The organism is Caballeronia sp. LZ029 (genome assembly GCF_031451275.1).
Taxonomy (GTDB): Bacteria; Pseudomonadota; Gammaproteobacteria; order Burkholderiales; family Burkholderiaceae; genus Caballeronia; species Caballeronia jiangsuensis.
The window spans coordinates 1,412,084-1,432,114 of sequence record NZ_JARUXO010000004.1 but is presented as its reverse complement, the minus strand read 5'-3'; the positions used below and the strand labels follow the sequence as shown (position 1 = coordinate 1,432,114).

At 61.3% G+C, this 20,031-nt stretch carries 14 protein-coding genes and 1 pseudogene; 4 read left to right on the top strand and 11 right to left on the bottom strand.

Features of this window, described 5'->3' with window-relative positions; genetic code table 11:
* Positions 1–78: 78 nt before the first annotated feature.
* Both purF and QCE73_RS32520 read left to right on the top strand, forming a co-directional pair.
* Positions 79–1,626, top strand: coding sequence for an amidophosphoribosyltransferase (gene purF, locus QCE73_RS32525; protein ID WP_035511212.1), 1,548 nt, complete (start codon positions 79–81; stop codon positions 1,624–1,626).
* 88 nt (positions 1,627–1,714) lie between these two features.
* Positions 1,715–2,905: an O-succinylhomoserine sulfhydrylase gene (locus QCE73_RS32520; RefSeq protein ID WP_309885109.1), complete on the top strand. Its 1,191-nt coding sequence runs from the start codon at positions 1,715–1,717 to the stop codon at positions 2,903–2,905.
* A gap of 657 nt (positions 2,906–3,562) precedes the next feature.
* Here QCE73_RS32520 and QCE73_RS32515 read toward each other — a convergent pair.
* The 11 genes and pseudogenes from QCE73_RS32515 to QCE73_RS32465 form a co-directional block, all read right to left on the bottom strand.
* Positions 3,563–4,357 (bottom strand): annotated as a pseudogene (locus QCE73_RS32515) (AraC family transcriptional regulator); the annotation flags it as partial.
* Complete coding sequence (locus QCE73_RS32510; RefSeq protein ID WP_035502329.1) at positions 4,348–4,689, bottom strand: FKBP-type peptidyl-prolyl cis-trans isomerase; 342 nt, start codon at positions 4,687–4,689, stop codon at positions 4,348–4,350. The pseudogene QCE73_RS32515 and the gene QCE73_RS32510, both read right to left, overlap by 10 nt.
* 97 nt (positions 4,690–4,786) lie before the next feature.
* Positions 4,787–6,202: a hypothetical protein gene (locus QCE73_RS32505; RefSeq protein ID WP_309885107.1), complete on the bottom strand. Its 1,416-nt coding sequence runs from the start codon at positions 6,200–6,202 to the stop codon at positions 4,787–4,789.
* Between the two features lie 73 nt (positions 6,203–6,275).
* Positions 6,276–6,542 (bottom strand): hypothetical protein, encoded by a 267-nt coding sequence (locus tag QCE73_RS32500; protein WP_309885106.1) that lies wholly within the window; start codon positions 6,540–6,542, stop codon positions 6,276–6,278.
* Between the two features lie 179 nt (positions 6,543–6,721).
* Positions 6,722–9,073 carry a polysaccharide biosynthesis tyrosine autokinase gene (locus QCE73_RS32495; RefSeq protein WP_051626884.1) on the bottom strand — a complete coding sequence of 784 codons (2,352 nt, stop codon included), beginning with the start codon at positions 9,071–9,073 and terminating at the stop codon, positions 6,722–6,724.
* Positions 9,074–9,568: 495 nt separating this feature from the next.
* A complete protein-coding gene (locus tag QCE73_RS32490; RefSeq protein ID WP_309885105.1) occupies positions 9,569–10,654 on the bottom strand; it encodes a glycosyl hydrolase in 1,086 nt (361 codons plus the stop codon).
* Positions 10,655–10,697: 43 nt separating this feature from the next.
* Positions 10,698–11,798 carry a glycosyltransferase gene (locus QCE73_RS32485; RefSeq protein ID WP_309885104.1) on the bottom strand — a complete coding sequence of 367 codons (1,101 nt, stop codon included), beginning with the start codon at positions 11,796–11,798 and terminating at the stop codon, positions 10,698–10,700.
* A gap of 142 nt (positions 11,799–11,940) precedes the next feature.
* Positions 11,941–13,020 (bottom strand): glycosyltransferase family 1 protein, encoded by a 1,080-nt coding sequence (locus QCE73_RS32480; protein WP_309885103.1) that lies wholly within the window; start codon positions 13,018–13,020, stop codon positions 11,941–11,943.
* 9 nt (positions 13,021–13,029) lie between these two features.
* Complete coding sequence (locus QCE73_RS32475) at positions 13,030–14,181, bottom strand: glycosyltransferase (RefSeq protein WP_309885102.1); 1,152 nt, start codon at positions 14,179–14,181, stop codon at positions 13,030–13,032.
* A gap of 565 nt (positions 14,182–14,746) precedes the next feature.
* Complete coding sequence (locus tag QCE73_RS32470) at positions 14,747–14,908, bottom strand: hypothetical protein (protein WP_309885101.1); 162 nt, start codon at positions 14,906–14,908, stop codon at positions 14,747–14,749.
* 296 nt (positions 14,909–15,204) lie between these two features.
* A complete protein-coding gene (locus tag QCE73_RS32465; RefSeq protein WP_309885100.1) occupies positions 15,205–16,479 on the bottom strand; it encodes a flippase in 1,275 nt (424 codons plus the stop codon).
* An 816-nt stretch (positions 16,480–17,295) separates the two neighbouring features.
* On the opposite strand from QCE73_RS32465, the gene QCE73_RS32460 reads away from it, so the two are divergent.
* Together QCE73_RS32460 and QCE73_RS32455 are read left to right on the top strand one after the other, a co-directional pair.
* The gene (locus QCE73_RS32460) at positions 17,296–18,420 is read left to right on the top strand and encodes a HAMP domain-containing sensor histidine kinase (RefSeq protein ID WP_309885099.1); all 1,125 of its coding nucleotides are present in this window, start codon (positions 17,296–17,298) and stop codon (positions 18,418–18,420) included.
* A 61-nt stretch (positions 18,421–18,481) separates the two neighbouring features.
* Complete coding sequence (locus tag QCE73_RS32455; RefSeq protein WP_035502343.1) at positions 18,482–19,846, top strand: hemolysin family protein; 1,365 nt, start codon at positions 18,482–18,484, stop codon at positions 19,844–19,846.
* Positions 19,847–20,031 lie beyond the last annotated feature (185 nt).

Below are 20,031 nucleotides of genomic sequence, written 5' to 3'. Positions count from 1 at the left end.
GCCGAATTTCGAGAGAAGCGTCGATGAGATCCGGGCCATGCCTTGTCTACCCGTTTCGACTCTTTGAAGGACCATGCCATGTGCGGCATCGTAGGTGTAGTTTCCCAGACTCCCGTCAATCAGCTGATCTATGACAGCCTGCTCCTGCTCCAGCATCGTGGACAGGATGCGGCGGGCATCGCCACGGCGAACGGCAACAACTTCCACATGCATAAGGCCAACGGCATGGTGCGCGACGTGTTCCGCACGCGCAACATGCGCAGCCTGCCGGGCAACGTGGGCATCGGCCAGGTGCGTTATCCGACCGCCGGTTCCGCGTCGAGCGAGGAAGAAGCGCAGCCGTTCTACGTGAACGCGCCGTTCGGCATCATCCTCGCGCATAACGGCAACCTCACGAACTGGATGCAGTTGAAGGACGAGATGTTCCGCATCGACCGCCGGCACATCAACACCGCATCCGACACCGAAGTGCTCCTCAACGTGTTCGCGCACGAACTGCAGCTCGCGAGCTCGGGCCTTCAGCTCGACGCCAGCGCGCTGTTCAGGGCCGTCGCGGGCGTGCATCGCCGCGTGAAGGGTTCGTATGCGATCGTCTCGCTGATCGCGGGCTACGGGCTCGTCGCGTTCCGCGATCCGTTCGGCATCCGCCCGCTCGTGCTCGGCAAGCAGGAAACGGCGACGGGCGTCGAATGGATGGTCGCGTCAGAGTCGGTGGCGATCGAAGGCATCGGCTTCGAGTTCGTGCGCGATGTCGAGCCGGGCGAAGCGATCTTCATCGACGCCGAGGGCAATCTGCACAGCCATCAATGCGCCGAGAAACCCGCGCTCAACCCCTGCATCTTCGAGCTCGTGTATCTCGCGCGTCCGGATTCGTGCCTCGACGGCGTGCCGGTCTACAACGCGCGTCTGCGCATGGGCGATTACCTCGCCGAGAAGATCAAGCGCGTGCTGCCCGATGTGCCGATCGACGTCGTGATGCCGATTCCCGATTCCTCGCGCCCCGCCGCGATGCAGGTGGCCGCGAAGCTCGGCGTCGAGTATCGCGAGGGCTTCTTCAAGAACCGCTACGTGGGCCGCACCTTCATCATGCCGGGCCAGGCGGTGCGCAAGAAGTCGGTGCGCCAGAAGCTGAACGCGATGGGCATCGAATTCAAGGGCAAGAACGTGCTGATCGTCGACGATTCCATCGTGCGCGGCACGACCTCGCATGAAATCGTGCAGATGGCCCGCGATGCCGGCGCGAACAAGGTGATCTTCGCGTCCGCCGCGCCGCCGGTGAAGTTCCCGAACGTGTACGGCATCGACATGCCGACGCGCGGCGAACTCGTCGCGCACGGCCGCAGCGACGAGGAAGTCGCGCGCATGATCGGCGCGGATTATCTCGTCTATCAGGACGTGGAAGACTTGAAGAACGCGATCCGCGACATCAATCCGGCGCTGAAGGAATTCGAGGCTTCGTGCTTCGACGGCAACTACATCACCGGCGACGTGACGACCGATTATCTCGATCGCATCGAGACGGCGCGTCTTGCGCCGCAATCGCAGTCGGATCGTGACGCGGCGAGCGAAGCGCAGGAAGGCGGCATGACGCGCTCACAGTTGCATCTGCAGCTATCGGTCGAGTAAGTCTTCGGCGCTTTACAAGAGCCCGCTTCGTCTGCAAGGACCAAGCGGGCTTTTTTGCGTCGCGGGCCTTGAAACAAGGGAGAAAAACATGGACGACAACCTGAGCTTCGATACGCTCGCCGTGCGCGCGGGGACCTTGCGCAGCGAATTCAACGAGCATGCCGAGGCGCTCTTTCTCACGTCGAGCTTCTGCTTTTCGAGCGCGGCGGAAGCGGCCGAGCGCTTCAGGAATTCCGAAGAAGCGTACACGTATTCACGCTTTACCAACCCCACCGTCACGATGTTTCAGAACCGCCTCGCTGCGCTCGAAGGCGGCGAAGCCTGCATGGCGACGGCATCGGGCATGTCGGCGATATTGTCGGTCGTGATGGCGTCGATGCAGCAGGGCGATCACATCGTGAGTTCGAAGAGCCTGTTCGGATCGACGATCGGCATGTTCACGCAGATCTTCCCGAAGTTCGGCATCACGACGACGTTCGTCGATCCGACGAAGCCCGACGAATGGCAGGCGGCCGTGAGGCCCGAGACGAAGATGTTCTTTCTGGAGACGCCGTCGAATCCGCTGACGGAGATCGCGGACATCGAGGCGATCGCGAAGATCGCGAAGCATAACGGGGCGATCTTCGTCGTCGATAACTGCTTTTGCAGTCCGGCGTTGCAACAACCGCTGAAACTCGGCGCGGACGTCGTGATGCATTCGGCCACGAAGTTTCTCGACGGTCAGGGCCGCGTGCTCGGCGGCGCGCTCGTCGGCTCGAAGCGCTTCATCATGGAGACGGTGTTTCCGTTCGTGCGCAGCGCCGGTCCGACGATGTCGGCCTTCAACGCATGGGTGCTGTTGAAGGGCATGGAGACGCTCGCGCTGCGCGTCGAGAAGCAGTCGGCGAATGCGCTGGAGATCGCGCGCTGGCTCGAAGCGCATCCGGCTGTGAATCGCGTGTTCTATCCGGGGCTCGAATCGCATCCGCAACATGCGATCGCGAAGAAGCAGCAGAAGGCGGGTGGCGCGATCGTATCGTTCGAACTGAAGGGCGATACGCAGGAGCAGCAGCGCGCGAACGCATGGCGTGTGATTGACGGCACGAAGCTGTGCTCGATCACCGGGAATCTCGGCGATACGCGTACGACGATCACGCATCCTTCTACGACGACGCACGGGCGTCTTGCAGTGGAGGTGCGGGAAGCCGCGGGGATTTTTGAAGGGCTGATTCGGCTTGCTGTCGGGCTTGAGGATCCTCGGGATGTGCGCGCCGATCTGGCGCGGGGGTTGGGTTCGTAGACTAGATCGATGGGTGTTGTTGCCGGATCCCGTTTTCTTTTTGGTCTATTGGCGCTGCCCCTGTGCGGGGCGGCAGTCACTTTCTTTGCTGCTGCAAAGAAAGTAACCAAAGAAACAGCTCGTTTAGGCCCGCGGTCACACGCAGTTTGGCCATGCTTGCCAGCCCGCGGTGGCACTCGCCTAAGTGTCGCCCCCAAAGGACTTATCGGGCTTGGCTCGCGCACGGTCTGCCGCCGCGCACCGCTTCACTGACTGGTTCAGCACGAAATAGCTTCGGCACAGCGCTACGCGCTGCCGTTGGGTATGCGAGGGAAACCATCGAAGAAGAAGCGCACGCAAACCCGATTGACCCATCGGCCGCGTAGCGGGCTGGAGCTGTTTGGTGCTGAACCAGTTTGTCGTGTGGTGCGATGAGTCAGACCGTGCGCGGTCCAAGTCTTTGTCTGCTTGCGGGGGCACTCGCTACTGCCGGGCCATTCAGCCAATCGTCTGTGCCGCGGCCGGCGTGAAGTGCTTAGGCTGGGGATAGCTGTTTCTTTGGTTACTTTCTTTGCAGCAGCAAAGAAAGTGACTGCCGCCCCGCACAGGGGCAACACAAATAGACCGACGCGAAAACGGGATCCGGCAAAAAACCAAAACATCTGCCAAAAAACCAACCTAACCGCCGCGCAACGACCTGAACCCACCATTCCGCCATTGCCCTGGCGAAATGCCGAATCGTTTAGAAAACGCGTGCGTGAACGCACTTTGATCGGCGAACCCGACATCGAGCGCGATATCGATGAGCGTCGCGCGGGGATCGGCGAGCAGTGTAAGCGCGGTATCGAGCCGCAGACGATGTAAATACCGATGCGGCGTCTCGCCAAACGCCTCATTGAAGAGCTGATGAAACCGCCGCATGCCGAAGCCGCAATGCGCGGCGAGATCGGCGATACGCAGCGGCTCAGACAGATGCAGACGCAACCACCGATCGATGCGCGCGAAATCGAGCCCGCGCATCATGTCGATGGAATCGTCGGTGTCGTGCATCAGCGCGCCGCACAGATGCGCGGCAACCTGCCATGAGAAGCGCTCCGAGAAATGCGCAGCGCCGTTCGCGTGATGAGCGACCTCGGCGACTGCCTGCGTGACGCGCGGATCGATCGCGACCGCACGCGCCCGCTCGAAGTAACGTTCGGGCACCGCGACAGACGTGGCGGGCAGATCGAGCACGAGCTGGCGATTATCGCCGTCGGCCCAGTAATCGTGGCGCGCGCCCGCCGGAATGATCCACGCGCCGCTGCAATCGATGCGCGCGCCGTTGCCATCGACGGCCATCTCCATCGACCCGTCGAGGCCGAGCACGATCTGATGAAAGTCGTGCACGTCCGACGCTTGCGCCGCCTCATAGCGGCGCAGCGACACGGCGGGACGATGAAGCGGCGCGCTCATGCCGTAATCGCTCAGACGTCCAGCAGTTCCACTTCGAACACGAGCGTCGCGTTCGGCGGAATCACGCCGCCCGCGCCACGTGCGCCGTAGCCGAGTTGCGGCGGAATCGTGAGACGGCGCACGCCGCCCACTTTCATGCCCTGCACGCCTTCATCCCAGCCCTTGATGACCATGCCGCCGCCCAGCACGAAGGCGAACGGGTCGTTGCGGTCCTTGCTCGAATCGAATTTCTGGCCGTCCGTGAGCCAGCCCGTGTAGTGCACGCTGACCGTCTTGCCCGCGACGGCTTCAGCGCCCTCGCCAACGGTGACGTCTTCGTATTTGAGACCGGAATCGGTCGTGACAATCGACATGGTTGCTCCCTGGTTGCCCGGCCATCGCCGATGGATGGCCGGTGGTCGAAACCATCCATTGTAGAACGTCTCAGGAAGCGGAGCCGGGCTCGGGCGATCAGAGATGCCGGCCGCGCGGGCCGAAGCGCGAGCCGATGCGCGGCCCGATCTCGGGCCTCACGTGCCTGCCGATCGCGGTGCCGATCGATGCGCCTTCCTGCGCATCGTGCATCGCGGCGGCAGCGGCTCTGTCGCCGACCTGCTGCCTCGCGATCTTGAGCGCGCGCACGCGCACGTACGCCATCGCGACCAGCGTCCAGGGCGCAAGATAGGCGAACTCGGGCACGGACACCATCATCATCGTCCAGGTCGCGGCACAGCACTGGCGCAGCGCCATGCCGCGCGGGTCCCAGTCGAGCTTGAACGCCGGGTAAAGCATCAGCGAGCTGATGAACACCGTGCCGACGACACCCGTATTGACGAGCAGCGTCGAGAACAGATCGGTCGAGCGGATATAGCCGAAGCCGATGCCGAAGATCTGATTGAGCGGCGACGCATTGAACCACAGGCGCATCGATTCTACGAACAGCAGCGAGCGGTCCGAGCCCGACTCGGTTTTCTGTTCGAGCTTGTCCACCACCATCTGCTTGAAGAGATCGGCGATGTAATCCTGCAAAAGATATGCGATCACGCACAGCACGAAAAGGCCGATCAGCGCTTTCACCGGATTGATGCCGAGCTTGCGCACGCGGATGAGCGAATAGACCGCGTAACCGATCAGCACCGTCGACGACGTCGTCATGAGCAGCGACAGGCCGATCACCCACACCGGCCAGCGCACGCGCGACGTCGCGTTGAAGTAGACCCAGAACGGAAAGATGGACATCGCGTACATCGACGGCTCGCCGGTGAGCGCCTTCAGGCGCTGGATCGGAATGCCCTTGATGTCGATCTGCTGGAATGAACTGCCGTTCACCGTGCCGTCCGAGCGCACGATGCCCTTGCCGAACTGATCGCCGAATGCGCGGTTCGAGATGAAGTCGCCCGGCTGCCCCGTGGCGATGTAATAGGCCACCTCGAACATGCCGTACAGCGCGAACAGCGTGACGGCGGCGAGAACCCACTGGTCCCACGTCGGCTTGTAGTAGTGGTACACGTAAGCCGCATAGAGCACGACCGCAGCCACGTAGATGGACTGCGTGAACATGCTCTTGCGCATGATGAACGTGAAGGGATCCTTGTCGTCCACAAGCACGATCTTGCTGAAGTCGGGATCGAAGGGCGCCATCATGTCGGCGAGTTGCGACGTGCAGACCATCAGCAGCCACACGAGAATCGCAGCGCCCACGAAGTGCATCCAGCTCTTGCGCGCGCGTCCGCCGAACAGCAGCACGAGCGGCACGGAAAGGAAGCACATCAGATAGCCGATCGTCGTGCCTTGAATCGACGGCATGACGAGGAACGACGTCACCGGCATCGCGAAGGCCCAGATTCGGTAGTACAGGTCGGTCAGCGCCGCTTTTTCTTTCATCATCGAAGGTTGGATGGGCCCGTTTCAAACGGGCTGTCGATCGTTATGAATGTCGGTGCGAACCATGCTTCGTGGGTCATGCACGGCGCCGGAATGTCGCCAGCACGGCCAGCAGGATCACGAGCATCGAACGCGAGGGCAGGTCGGTCGTTTCCGCGAGCGGCGTCTCTTCGATCACCGGGATGGGCGCCTGAACGGGCACGGGCTCCGGCGCCGGCATTGGCTCGGCCTTGCGCACGCGATGAAAATCGCAATGCGGACACACGTTCATGCCCACGGCCACCTGCCTGCGGCAGCGCGGGCATTGCACGAGCCGATTCCTGAAGGAAAAAGGTCCGCTCATATGCGTCTCTCTCATCGACCCGGTTGACGGCGCGAGCGCGTCGAAACCTTCGAATCCACCCTCGCGGACAAGACGTATGAACAATCGAGCACGTCCCACGGCCAGCGTTACAACGCAATGCGCCGCGTGACGGGCACGCGGCGCGATGCCTTCAACTACGCTTCATTATGCGCGCGCCGTCAGTGCGCCGACTTGAACGAACTCGTATATGCCGCGGCATAACCATAACTGCGACGATTGCTCGGGCGTCGCGGAATCGCATTGAACACCGAACCGACGAGCCTGCCGCCCGAACGCTGCACCTTCTTCACGGTTTCCTCGATCTCTTCCTCGCTCTGGATGCCCGAGCGCAGCACGAGCACCGTCGAACCCGCGTCGCTCGCGACGATCGCCGCGTCGGTCACGACGAGGAACGGCGGCGTATCGAGGATCACGAGATCGAACTGATCGCTCATGCGCGCAAGCATGTTGCGAAAGCCCGGCATCATCAGCAGCTCGGAAGGATTCTCCGGATAGCCGCCGCACGACATGAACGACAACCCCGGCACGCCGACATAGCGGATCGCGTCGCCGAGCGCCAGTTCGCCCTTGAGCACTTCCGACAGACCGCCCGGATTCGACTGCTTGAAGAACGAAGCGATATGGCCGCGCCGCATGTCGCCGTCGATCAGCAGCACGCGCAGGCCGATTTCCGCGAGCAGCACCGACAGATTCGCCGCGACGAAGCTCTTGCCCGCCGACGGAATCGGGCCCGTCAGCATCACGATGTTGTTCGGTGCATTGGCGAGATCGCGATACAGCTCCGTGCGCACGGCGCGCAGCGCCTCGATCGCCGGATCGTGCGGGAAGCGCGTGGCGAGCACGCGGGCATCGCGATCCGTGTCGGCGACGTGCGGCATCGCGAACGCGTCATGCTCCGGCAGATGAACATAGGGCAACGCCTTCGGTGGACCGCCGTTCTGCGCCCCGGAATAAGTGAGCGGCGCATGTTCGACCGGCGATACCGCGATCTCGTGATCGAGCATGGCTTGCTGCCGGCTGTACAGCACTTCGCCCAGCACGGGCACCGAGAGACGGCGCTCGACGAACATCGGATCGGTCACGCCGATCATCGCGTGGCGGCGCAGGAAGATGAAGAACGTGCCGATGAAGAAACCGAGGCCCGTGCCCGCGGCGATCACCAGCGACTTGTGCGGTTTCACCGGACGATACGGGCGCAGCGCGTTATCGACGATATGCGCGCCGCCGCTCGTGCTCGCGCGCCGCACGGAAAGCTCCTGCGCCTTGTTCACCATGCCCATGTAGATGGTTTCGGCCACGCGCGCGTCACGCGTGAGAGTCGCGTTCTGGCGTTCCGAAGCGGGCATGCTGTCGAAGCGTTGCTGAATCTGCTTGTTCGACGCTTCCAGCTCCGAGATCTGCTGATTCAGATTGACCACTTGCGGGCTGCTCGGCTGGAAGCGCTGCAAAGCCTGCGTGCGTTGCAGCTTGAGCGTCGCCAGTTGCTGCATCGATACGATGCTGCCTTGCAGATACGCCTGCGCTTCGTTGAGCGGCTGCACCGACTGCGATTTGGAACGGAACGCGCTCAGGTTGCCCTCGGCGCGACGCAGATCGCTTTCGAGGCGCGGCAGTTCTCCGCGGATGAATTCGAGCGTCTTCGTGTCGTTCGCCTGGCGCGCCTGAACGGCCGCCGTCAGATACGCCTGGCCGAGCGCGTTCGCGACATCGGCGGTCAGGGCGGGATCGTCGGCGTTGAAGGTGATCTGCACGACGCCCGTGTCTTTCGCGGACTCGGCCACCTTCATCGACTTCTTCATGAGCGCGATCGCATCGAGCGTATTGAGGCGCGTCACGTCGAAGTGCACGCCCGGATGGCCGAGCGCGCTGTTGACGAGAATCGACACGCCGTTCGCCGATGCCGGACGGCCGATCGTGCCGCGCAGAAGCATCGCGCCATCGGGGTCGCGCAACTCGTACTGGTTGTTGTCGAGCAGAACGAGATCGAGCTTCTGGTCTTCGAGCGAGGGCGGCACGTCGAGGCGGCCGATCTGAAGCGATTCGCCGCCCCAGCCATACGAATCGAGACCGAACCATGCCGGAGACAGATGTCCCTTCTTCGCGAAGATATCCGCGATCTGGCCGAGCACGGGGAACGTGGTCGGCTTGACCTTGATGTCGAAGTGGAACTGCTTCACGACGGGTTCGAGCACCGAGCGGCTTTGCATCACGGAGATTTCCGCGGGCGCGAGCTGGTTGACCGTCGGCTGAGACTGCTGCATCTGCATCTGGTTCTGCGGCGCGATGCCGAGCGCGTTCGGATCGGGTGGATCCACGCGCACGACGACGTCCGAAGAATAGATGGGCGTGGCAAGAAATGCATACGCGGTCGCGAGCGCGGCCGTGATCCCGATGAACAGGAACAGGATGCCAAGGTGATCGCGCAGGAGCCTGAGCATATCGCTCGCGGTGAATTCACCGTCGTCCTTGCCGGGGCGCGAAGATCCGGAGTTCACATAGAGGGTGTTCAAAGGCGCCGTCCTCAGTTCGATAAGTTGACCGTTGTTTCCCGGGCCGAGAAAAACAGAGAGCCCGCGCGGCATGTCCGCGGTACGTCTTGCGTGTTGTTGATCCGGCCTATGGCCGTCGGAACTTCCAGACTAAAGACGCGAGAGGCTCTGAAAAGCGGGCGAAGCACATGTTGCTTCGAGGTCGCATGACGAAGCACGTCGGCTCGTCGGAGTGCGATATCTGCCAGGAGCACACTCCGTGCCTCGGCATCGCGCCTCAAGATTCGGCGGATGAAACTCGCGAATCCCGTTACGAATCGCTTGCTGTCAAACGATACGGTAAGTCTGGAAAATAAAGCGTCAAGGCTATCTTCCGGGTACAAACTGCACGCGTCTGTTAAGTACCGAACGTAACGGGCGCAGTAAGGGCGGGTACGCCACTTGCGCCCTCGCTCTTTCGCGCGATAATTTACGGTTTCGCCCATGCTTTATTTGTCGTACCAAAGTGCCGATCCCTTACGGCATCGGGTTGGCCTTGATGAAATCCCGCACGGTATCGAAGCGCGATTTGCGCGTTTTACCGTCGTCCTGGATCACACCGTAGTTGCCATCGCCGCCGTAGCGCTGGTCGTCATATAGCTCGTACAAGGTCACGTTCTGTATGTTGTAGGTCTTCGCGAGCGACACGAATCCCTTCAATGCATCCTTGCCGACGAGATAGCCGGCCGGGTCCGCGTGCGTCGGCCGCACGCCGTACTCGGTGATCCAGATGGGCTTGCCGTAGCTGTCGCGCAGGCGTTCGAGCACGTTGACCTTCTTGTCGCCGGCCGCCGTGATCGATCCCATGTTCGAATACCAGTGCCACGCGGTGATGTCCCAGTGCGGAATGGGATGACCGCGCGTGCCGTCGGGTTGCGTGCCCGCATACAGCATGTCGGTGAAGCCGTAATGCAGCCAGCTGAACGATGTCAGCAGGATCTTCGCGTCCGGATTCGTTTCGCGGATGCCCTTGATCAGACCGAGGATCGAGCCGCGCGCTTTCATGAACCTCGCGTTGTCGTAGTCCTGCGGATGCTCGCCGCTGCGGTCCGAGCCGAGTATCGTCCAGTTGTCGTACTCGTTGCCGACCTGATAGTACGTAACGAGACCTTTCAGCACGCGCCCCGCCGTCTTCCCCAGAGCATAGCCGCGCTCGAAGGTTTCCTGTTCGTTCGCGCGTTTTTCCGGCTCGAACGGTGTGACGAGCGCGAGCACGCCGATGCATTGTTTCGCCGCCGCGCGCGCGAAATCCGCGACCATGTGAGCGCTTTGCTCGCTCGATACATCCTGCGCGTACATCGTGACGCCGAGATCGCGAAGCTGTGAAATCTGCAAGGCGTAGTCGCTCATGCCGTACGCGCCGTGATGTTCCAGATGCCCCGCGATGCCGTAGAACACACCTTTCGATGCATTGCCGCAAGCGATTTTCGGTGACGCGACGTTCGCGGCGTGCTCCGTGGAGGTCGCCGAGTGACTGCTGTGATACGCGTCCGATGTGCCGCTGCGCGCGTAGATCAGCACCGATGCGCAGCAAAGCGCACCGAACAGGGATATGGCAGCCACCAAAGTTCGCATCGATGTTCGGCCCTCGAAAAAGTGCGCGCTGTCATTCGATCAGCACGTTGGAATGTCGTGGCGCGGACTGAGCGCCCATGTCGTGCAGGGCGCTCTCGTGCAGCAAGACGTTTTGCGCCTGCTCGTCGAATGCTTCGCGTGAGAAGCGATGCCTGAATGCGCGTGCGAGCGCGGCGAGCGGAAGATCACGCGCTGCGAAGATGCGTTCGACGAATGCATCGTGATCGTGCGCGGGGAACAGCAGCGCATCGGGCAGATATGAATCGAGGCCCGACACGCGCGATACGACGATCGGTCGCTGCGCGAGCACCGCTTCGATCATCACGAGCGGCACGCCTTCGTACGCGGAAGGCAGCACGAGCGCATCGCTCGCGACGATCCAGGGCAGCACGTCCTTCTGCGGCCCGACCATGCGCACGCACGCGGACAGCGCCGGGCTCGCGTCGATCATGGCTTGCAGGCGCGCCGCATCCGGACCTTCGCCGACGATCAGCACGAGCGTACGTGCGAATGCATCCGCGTGACGCTCGATGGCCTGCATCAGAAAGTTCTGACGCTTCTGTTTGAAGTTGATCCGGCCGATATGCGCGATGATCGTCGTGCCGTCGTCGGGCAGGCCGAGCGAGACGCGCGCGGCTCCTTTCGTAAGCGTCGTGCGACCGAAGCGGTCGTCGACATAGTTTTCGAGGACCATCGCGCGTGCATTGGGCGCGAGCGCCTTCAGCTTGCCGCGCAAATGATCGTTCAACGTGACGTACTCATGCGGCGCGCGATACAGCGCGCGCTTGACGAGCCATTTGATCTTGCCGGGACCGCCCGCGTTCGCGGGAGCATCGTCGACGAGCGGCAGATAGCTTACCGCCGTGGTGCGCGCCTGACGCGCGGCGAAGAGACCCGCGAGACCGGAGGCGATCGTGCCTTGCGCGATGAGCAGCTTGTTCAGCCGCAGCGCGCGCAGTTTCGCCGCGGTCGCGCGGACCGTGCGCCAGAGCGCGAAGACATCGCCGCGTATCGATTCCGCCGTATGCGGAAGCCCGATCGTCTTCACTTTCGGATGCGTGTTCGCGAGGTCGCTGACATAGCGATACAACGGCTCGTTCGCGGTCGGCACGAGGATATGCAGAGTCTTCACATGAGTGCTCGCAATGAGCGCAAGCATGAACCGTTTAAGCATCTTTTCGTGGCCGCCGTTGATACCCGAGTCACAATAAATTCCCAACTTCACCAGCCTTTTCCCCCTCGAAATGCGTCTGTATCTGTAGCGTCGCCTGCTCTCACGGCTTGTCGATGAACTGCATCAGCAGGCGGGCGCTCTCCGTCCAGCGGAAGCGCTCGGCGTGCGCGAGGCCGCGACGTTTGAGGTCTTCGCTCAATTCAGGCGAAGCCAGCAGCTCGCGCAACTTGCTTGAAATATCTTCGACCGAATACGGATCGCAATAGATCGATGCGTCGCCGCATGTCTCCGGCAATGCGGCCGCGCGGCCGACGAGCGTCGGGCAGCCGTTGCGCATCGCTTCCAGCGGTGGAATGCCGAAGCCTTCGTAAATCGAAGGATAGAGAAAGCATGCGGCGCGCTGGTAGAGCGCTCTCAGCTTTTCATCGCTGACATAACCCGCCTGCTTGATGTTCGGCGCACTCGACAGATCGTGTGCCTTGCCGAAGATCGCGGCATTCTTCATACCCACGATCACGAGATCGATCGAAGGATCGTTCAGACGCATGAATGCTTCGACAAGCCGCTTGAAGTTCTTCGTCGGATTCATGCTGCTCACGGCAAGCACGTAACGGCGGTCGGTGAGATTCAGCTCATCGATCACGGATGCGTCGGGCTGGATGTGATCGAGATGATCGGCTGCGAGCGGCACCACGCCGATGCGCTCGGCAGGCACGCCGACATGATGCGCGAGCCGGTCGCGCGAGAACTTCGAATTGGTCAGCACGCAACTCGACGTGCGCGCGAGGATCCAGAACATCACGTGATACCAGGTGCGAAACTTCCACGAGAAGTGCGCGGGCGTGTCGAACACCGCGGCATCGTGCATATAGATGATCTGGTTCGCGCGAAAGATGGAGCCCGAGTTCGAGAGATTCACGATACGCGAGCGCCCGGCGAAGAGCGGCAACACGATCTGCTCCCAGAAGACGCCCTTGCCGAAGCCGAGCTTTACGGTCTCGACACCTTGCACGGGATCGAGTCCGCTTTGCGGCGGCACCGCGAGCGTTACATGGGAGCCTTGCGGCAATTGCACGAGCGCGGCGACGAGCTCGCGCGCGACACGTTGCACGCCCGTGGTCTTCTGGCTCGTGAAGCGTCCGTTATAGACGAGCTTGTTGCTGGCGATGGATGTGTCCATATCAGGGCGTCAGAACTGTGAATCGGAGCTGGTTTCATAGGCGATCTCATCGGCATCGAGCGGCGCGCGCGCGTGCTTGACGGAGTCGAACTCGTACATCGAAAGCCATTGACGGAAGATCGCGTCCATCGAAAAGCGCTTGCTCGCGGATGCTCTGGCCTCGGCGCCCATGCGTGCGCGCAGCGACGAGTCGTCGCGCAACAACGCGATGTACTTCGCCATATCTTCCACGTTCGATGCGACGAAACCCGTCACGCCATGCTGAACGACATCGCGATTGCCCACGACATCGGTCACGACGGCGGGAATGCCCGCGACCTGCGCCTCGATGAGTGCGATAGGCATGCCTTCCCATCGCGATGTCTGCACATAGATATCGAGCCCTGACGTGAGTTCGAGCGCGCGATCGCGCGTGACCCAGCCGCTGCACGATACGGCGCCTTTCGGCGTTCCCGCGGGCAACTCGTCCTCATTGCCGCCGATCCAAAGGAAGCGGACGGACGCGTCGCGCAATTCGGTTGCGAGCTTCACGAAGGCTTCATGATTCTTTTGAAACATGGCGCGCCCGCTCATGCCGATGAGAATCCCGCTGGCGCGCTTGTCGACGCGCGGCGGAATCTCCGGCACGTTCACGCCGTTCTCGATCATGCGTGCGCGACGCGCGCGCATCTTCGTCTCGATCTCCGCAAGCTCGCTCTTCGAACATGCGACGATGGTCCCGCCCAGTCGCGCGGCGATGCGCTCGAAGCTCAGATAAGCGAACTGCTTCGCGGGCGACACGTCGCGCCGCAGGAACGCGAGGCCATGCGGCGAATAGAACACGCGTGCGCGTGGCGCGGCGATGCGCGCGGCGGCACGCCCCAGCACGCCCGCCTTCGACGAGTGCAGATGAATCACCGATGGATCGCACTCCTTCAGCTTGCGGGCCAGGTTCCACAGGCTGCTCAGATCGTTTTTCATGCTCACTTCGCGGAACATGCTGACGTAGGTGAGCTTTACCGCAGGATGAAAGAGCTTCGCGAAGTTATTCGGTGTTTCCTGCCGGATCGAATGAAGGATCGTTACGCCGACACCGGCCGCCGCCGCGCGGTTCGAAAGCTGGGTCAGCATGGACAGCACACCGCCGCCGAAGGCCTCGGTGATATGGACGATCTCTTTCATATTCAACTCTTCGATTGGCGTCTCGCCGACACCCGCGGCAATACGCAATGAGAAGGAATGGCCTAATCGTTATGGAAAGATGACGCGACACACTCGCTTAGGGCGAACGCATCCCGGGTGGACGTCATGACCACCTCGAGGAACATGAAAGGCCGGGATGTGCGTGTCGGAGTACTAATCGCGCGACGATGTAATACGCGCGCGATAAATACACACGAGATCCGGCATAGCATTACGCGTTCCTTGCGCACAGGGTGCGAGGAACCCCATCAAGCCTGATAACAGGCCTGGATTTACCTGCCGCAGAATCCCGGACCAGTCAATTTGGCCGGATGGGCGCCCCGATGTCGATCTTTGCGAAGATTATTCTGCGTCGCGCCGAAAACACAGTTCAGCCAGTGAAGCAGCCTCTCTGTAGCGGGACGTAAAGCCGATAGGTCAAGTAAAGATCTGAGTTCTTCAGAGCCGGAGCCGTCGTTCGCCGGCTTGAGCACTTACCTCGGTCCGTGCCCGGGACGTCATTGACGCCAGCGCTGTTTCGCTGACGTATACGAATTCGTGAAGCTTATTTCGTGGCGGTTGCATTCTGCTGAGCAATCGCCGTTTCGCATATCTGTAGAAGGATTTGCAGATCCTTGAGTGGCACCGCGACTGATTGCATGCGCAGGTTCTCGGCTTGATCGGCTAACTTTTGCACATGCTCGACTGACGTTTCATCCGTTTCCATTCGGCAGGCTCGCTTAATTAAACACTGTTTGGACCATTAAGATATCGGCTCGAACTGCATGGGTCGGTTCGTTGACTCACATACTTAAATGCAACTTTTGGAGTAGAGCGCAATCAAATGCGCCTAATGCGCGCTTGGCGTGCAATTCAATGCTTTGTGAAAGCCAATCATTTGAAAAACGCGTTAACAAATAGAATCACTTGTTACCGTTTATAACACGTCAATTTCTTCATTGCCGAAAGCGCAAATAAGCATTACGCCGGTCCTGATATCCACATCGCATTTCCGCATACGGTTCACGTGGTACCCGAACCCGCTCCTTCGGCAATTGGACGCTTGAGCAACGATACCCCTTGCAGATGCAGCGTGAAGGCCATTGCCGCCGCCGCGAGCGTCTCGACGATCAGCACCGTAGCCGCCGCGCCCTGTTCGCCGAAGAGCTTTGCCAGCACGGCGAGCAAGCCGAAATTCAGCACGGCGGACGCCATCAGCACGCGGCTGAACTGCGCCTTCATGCCGAGCGGAAGCATGGTCTGAACGCCGAAGAGATCTGTCAGGCCGACCATCAACGGTACGAACGCCATCCAACGCAACACCTCTACGGTAGGCAAGAACTTCGGTCCATACAAGAGTTTTACCGCAAGTGGCGCGCCAAAGAAGATACAGACGGAAATCAGCGACACGATCAAGCCCTGCACGACGAACATCTTGCGCAGAAAAGCGAAGGCGTCGTCCTTCGCATGATGCATCAGAAAGCTCACGCGCGGATACGCCGCGGTCTTGAGTGGCGATAGCATGTTCAATGCCGCGCGGATCAGCTTGTCGCCCGCAGCGAAGTAGCCGGCCGCGACGTTGCCCGAAATGAACGTGAGCAGCACGATGTTACTCGATGCATAAATGTCGACGATGGAAGTTGCCATGAAAACGCTCCAGCCGTCTTTTAGACGACCGAAGATGGTCCTGAACGACACGGGCACGAAGTCGATCTCGCGACGGAAATACAGATACGTGCAGATCGCGATGCCCGATAGCAGCGGAACCAAAGCATTGACCGCCATCGCGATATCGACATCGTCGTGCTCGCGCACGAAGAGATACATGGCAGGAATGCTGAGCGCACGTCCGATGAATACGAATCCGCTCAACATGCCGAGATCTTCGATACCTTGAAAATACCACGTAGGAATCAGCATCGCACCGATCGCCATGCCATAGCCGATGATCAGCAGCTCGCGATACTCCTCCAGAGAAGGTATGAACCACGTCAGCGCGAGCACGACGAAAAACCCGGCGCACGCGAGCGCGGCCTGCGTGATGATGGTTTCCCAGAAGATCTTCGAGCGCTCTTCGCGGCTCGCCCGATTGATGGAAATCTTCGGCGTCGCGGTCAGGGAGAAGCTGTAATTCGTGATCGAGATGAAGTACGCGATAAAGGCCAGGCAAAATGAAAGGCGTCCATATCCGCCCGGACCGAGGACGCGCGCGAGCCACGGCAGCGTCAGCAGCGGTGCAAGGTAGGTGGACACCTGCAACGTCATCAGAATCGTGAAGTTCTTTCGGAATGAAGCCATTGAACGGTTTTTCCCCGGCTGGAGCGCAGCATGTTTTATGACTATGACGCAGGGTTATGAATCCTGCAGGCTCGCCTGTGCTTGGCAGCCTTTGCGTGACAGCGCCTGCGGCGAATAGTTTCGCCTGAGCGACGTGTCGTCAATGCGACGCGGGGCCAAAGAGGTCTGCGCGCCCGCGCCTTGGCCTGGCTTCGGGGCACTTCGAATCGAAGGAAATGCGTCGGTTCCGGATGGTCGATAACTTCCGGAGACGGCGCAAGCGTATGAAAGAAGCTATTAAACAAGAGAAAAATGTATCTATCAGTGGGGTTGCACACGCAAGACCGGTTCCAGCGTGCGATCGTTCGGTTGAAATTTGCGCCGAGTGCTGGTAGGAAAACATGGATGCGTGGCGTTGGATCGTCTTCGAAGCGGGACCCGTCGGATCGCAAATCTCGATCGCCCTCGATGATCTGAATAACACGACTATATTCTTGCAAGCGTCATAGTCGCGAAAAAAATAAATCGTTCACACGCAACTCATATATGACGCTTCAAAAATCGAATTAATAGCAATCCGATATTTTCTACAGCCCATTGCGCGCGCCCCATAAAGCGGCACGCGTTTCAAAGTAGTGCACCGCCGGGCGTGCACGAGAATTGCTACCTTGGGGCGGCAGGGCGCGCGGTGCGCCCGTCGCGTGCGCCGTAGGCGCTCACATATAATGACCTGCAAAGGGCTTCATCCGCCGGCCCATTCTTCAGGGCAGACGAGCGGTGCGGCGGCGCATCTCGCGACATCAACCGCAACACCGATACACGCAAGGAACCATAACCGTGACAACGTCTTTTTCCAGTACGGTCGAGCCCGAAGGCGACAAGGCTTTCGATGCGGCCGTCGCAGGAAACGACGGCGTGCTGGTGCTCGACGCCGCCCAGCGATGCCTCTCCGCCGACGCCGTCTTCACTCATCTCTTCGATCTCGATCCCGCCGCGCTCAACGGCCGCCTGCTTGCCGATACCCCGTTGCCTCGTCCGCTCACCGCCGCGCTCGCCGCGGCCGCGGATGCCGCGCTCGCGGGCAACGGCACGCGTCGCGCGCACGTGACGTTCGGCGAAGGCGACGCGCCGCGCGCCTTCTCGATCATCGCGCTGCCGGGTCCGGATTGCGTGACGCTGATCGTGTCGGCGGCGGCGGGCGCATCGGATGACGAACATGGCGGCGCCGATCGCGTCGCGCATCTGCGTGCCGAGGCCGCGCTCTTCATGCGCGATCATGTGCTCTCGGTCGTGTCGCACGATCTGCGCGGACCGCTCAACGCGATCCATAGCTGGGGCTACGTGCTCGAACGAAAGGTCGACGCCAACGATCCCGCCGCGCAGCGCGCGCTCGCGGGGATTCGCTCGGGCGTCGAGCAGCAGGTGAAGCTGATCGAGCAATCGGTCGATACGACGCGCGCCGAAACCAAGGCGTTGCAAGTGGCGCTCGCGCCCGTCGCGTTGCGTCCGCTGCTCGAAAAGAGCGCGGCGCTCGCGCGCGCCAGCGTGGCGCGTGCGCGTGGCGTGACGATCGAGATCGATTCGCCGCTCGCGGAAGAACAGCTCGAAGGCGATGCCGAGCGTCTGTTGCAGACGCTCTGGCTCATGCTTGCATTCGCCGCCGAGGCGAGCCCGTCGGGCGCGGCCGTGCGGGCGTCGAGCAATATCGAGGGCAGCATGTGGCGCACGGACGTGCGCTTCAGCGCGTCGGCGCGAGCGCTTGGCGATCCGGCATCGCCTCATGTGCTCGAAGCGTTCGCGCGCCGGCAGGCGCTGGAGCCGCGCGAAGGCGGGCGCATCGCGTGGGGCCTTGCGCTGTGCAAGCGCGTCGCCGAGGCACATGGCGGCGCGTTCGAGCACAGCGACATCGCGGATAACGCGGAGGTCACGCTGTCGGTGCGCGTGCCGGTCGCGGGGATGTAAATTGACTTTCGATCAGCTGTCGCCCATATACTGACGCTTTCCACTTTCGAAGAGAGTTGCTTTGGCTCAGGTTGTCGCGCTGATCGGCGCATTGTTGCTCGTCGCGCTGAATGGTTTCTTCGTCGCGGCGGAGTTCGGGCTCGTCAAGCTGCGGCCCACGCGCGTCAAGGCGCTCGCGCGCACCAACGGCCTTCCTGGCCGTCTGCTCGCGAAGGTGCACGGGCAGCTCGATGCCTATCTGTCCGCATGTCAGCTCGGCATCACGCTGGCATCGCTCGGGCTCGGCTGGATCGGCGAGCCCGCGTTCGCGACGCTGCTCCATCCGCTCTTCTCGCTGCTCGGCGTCGAATCGGAGAAGCTCATCGAGACGGTGTCGCTCTTCTTCGCGTTCACGGTTATTTCGTTTCTGCATATCGTTGTTGGCGAACTGGCGCCCAAGTCGTGGGCCATCCGTCGCGCGGAGCAGGTGGGCCTGTGGCTTGCCACGCCGCTTTACGGCTTTTACTGGCTGATGTACCCGTTCATCTGGGTGCTGAACACGAGCGCGAACTTCGTGCTGCGGCTCTTCGGCATATCGGCGGACCACGGTCACGATGCGCATTACTCCACCGACGAGCTCAAGCTGATCCTGCGCGGACGGCGTCATGGCGGCGCGTCTTCGTATAACGAGGACGAGTGGAACACGATCGCGCATTCGCTCGACTTCAGCCGCATGACGGTGTCTGACCTGATGCGTCCGGCGCACGAACTCGTCGGACTGCGCAATGATTTGCCGATGCGCGACAACCTCGCCGTGATCTCGCGGCATCGCTTTTCGCGCTATCCGCTTTTCGCCGATGCTTCGGGCGAGCGTGTGATCGGCATGATTCATCTGAAGGACTTGTTGCTTGCGGGCGATGGCGCTCCTCGCGGCTTCCACTTCACCTTTTCGAAGGATGCAGCCGAGAAGATCGACAAGCTGTCGCGGCATGTGCGGCCGGTGCAATATGTCGCGCCGAATCTGTCGGCGCTCGAATTGTTTCGACGCTTTCGCAAGGGCGCGCCGCATCTGGCGATCGTCGGGCGCAAGGGGGCGAAGCCGATCGGCTTCATCACGCTCGATAACCTGCTTGGCGCGCTCGTCGGGCAGATTCACGACGAGTTTCGTCAGGGCGATGCCGACTGGTCGCGTATGGACGACGGCACGTTGATGGGCAAGGGGAGCTTGCCGGTGGTTTCACTTGAGCGGGCGCTCGGCATCGATATCGATGAAGGGCGCGCGGAGTCGGTTGGCGGGCTCGTCATCAATGCGCTGGGGGATTTGCCCTCCGAAGGGCAACGGGTCGAGTTCGATCGGTTCGATATTGTCGTCAAGAAGATGAAGGGGCCGAGGATTGTTTTGGTGCGGGTTTATCCGCGGGAGGAGGCGCTTGAGGAAGCGGATTAATTGGTTTTTTGGGTTTCGCCGGATCCCGATTTCGTGTCGGTCTATTTGTGTTGCCCCTATGCGGGGCGGCAGTCACTTTCTTTGCTGCAGTGTATGGACCGGAGACATGGGTAACACCTGTTCCAGGACATGGGTGACACTTCGGACGAATGGTTCGTCCGGAGTAGATCATGACCTGGGATAGC

What these genes read in the sequence shown, in the direction of transcription:
- purF (WP_035511212.1), top strand. Translation starts at nt 79, where the DNA reads ATGTGCGGCATCGTAGGTGTAGTTTCCCAGACTCCCGTCAATCAGCTG.
- QCE73_RS32520 (WP_309885109.1), top strand. Translation starts at nt 1,715, where the DNA reads ATGGACGACAACCTGAGCTTCGATACGCTCGCCGTGCGCGCGGGGACC.
- QCE73_RS32510 (WP_035502329.1), bottom strand. Translation starts at nt 4,689, where the DNA reads ATGTCGATTGTCACGACCGATTCCGGTCTCAAATACGAAGACGTCACC.
- QCE73_RS32505 (WP_309885107.1), bottom strand. Translation starts at nt 6,202, where the DNA reads ATGATGAAAGAAAAAGCGGCGCTGACCGACCTGTACTACCGAATCTGG.
- QCE73_RS32500 (WP_309885106.1), bottom strand. Translation starts at nt 6,542, where the DNA reads ATGAGCGGACCTTTTTCCTTCAGGAATCGGCTCGTGCAATGCCCGCGC.
- QCE73_RS32480 (WP_309885103.1), bottom strand. Translation starts at nt 13,020, where the DNA reads ATGGACACATCCATCGCCAGCAACAAGCTCGTCTATAACGGACGCTTC.
- QCE73_RS32475 (WP_309885102.1), bottom strand. Translation starts at nt 14,181, where the DNA reads ATGAAAGAGATCGTCCATATCACCGAGGCCTTCGGCGGCGGTGTGCTG.
- QCE73_RS32470 (WP_309885101.1), bottom strand. Translation starts at nt 14,908, where the DNA reads ATGGAAACGGATGAAACGTCAGTCGAGCATGTGCAAAAGTTAGCCGAT.
- QCE73_RS32465 (WP_309885100.1), bottom strand. Translation starts at nt 16,479, where the DNA reads ATGGCTTCATTCCGAAAGAACTTCACGATTCTGATGACGTTGCAGGTG.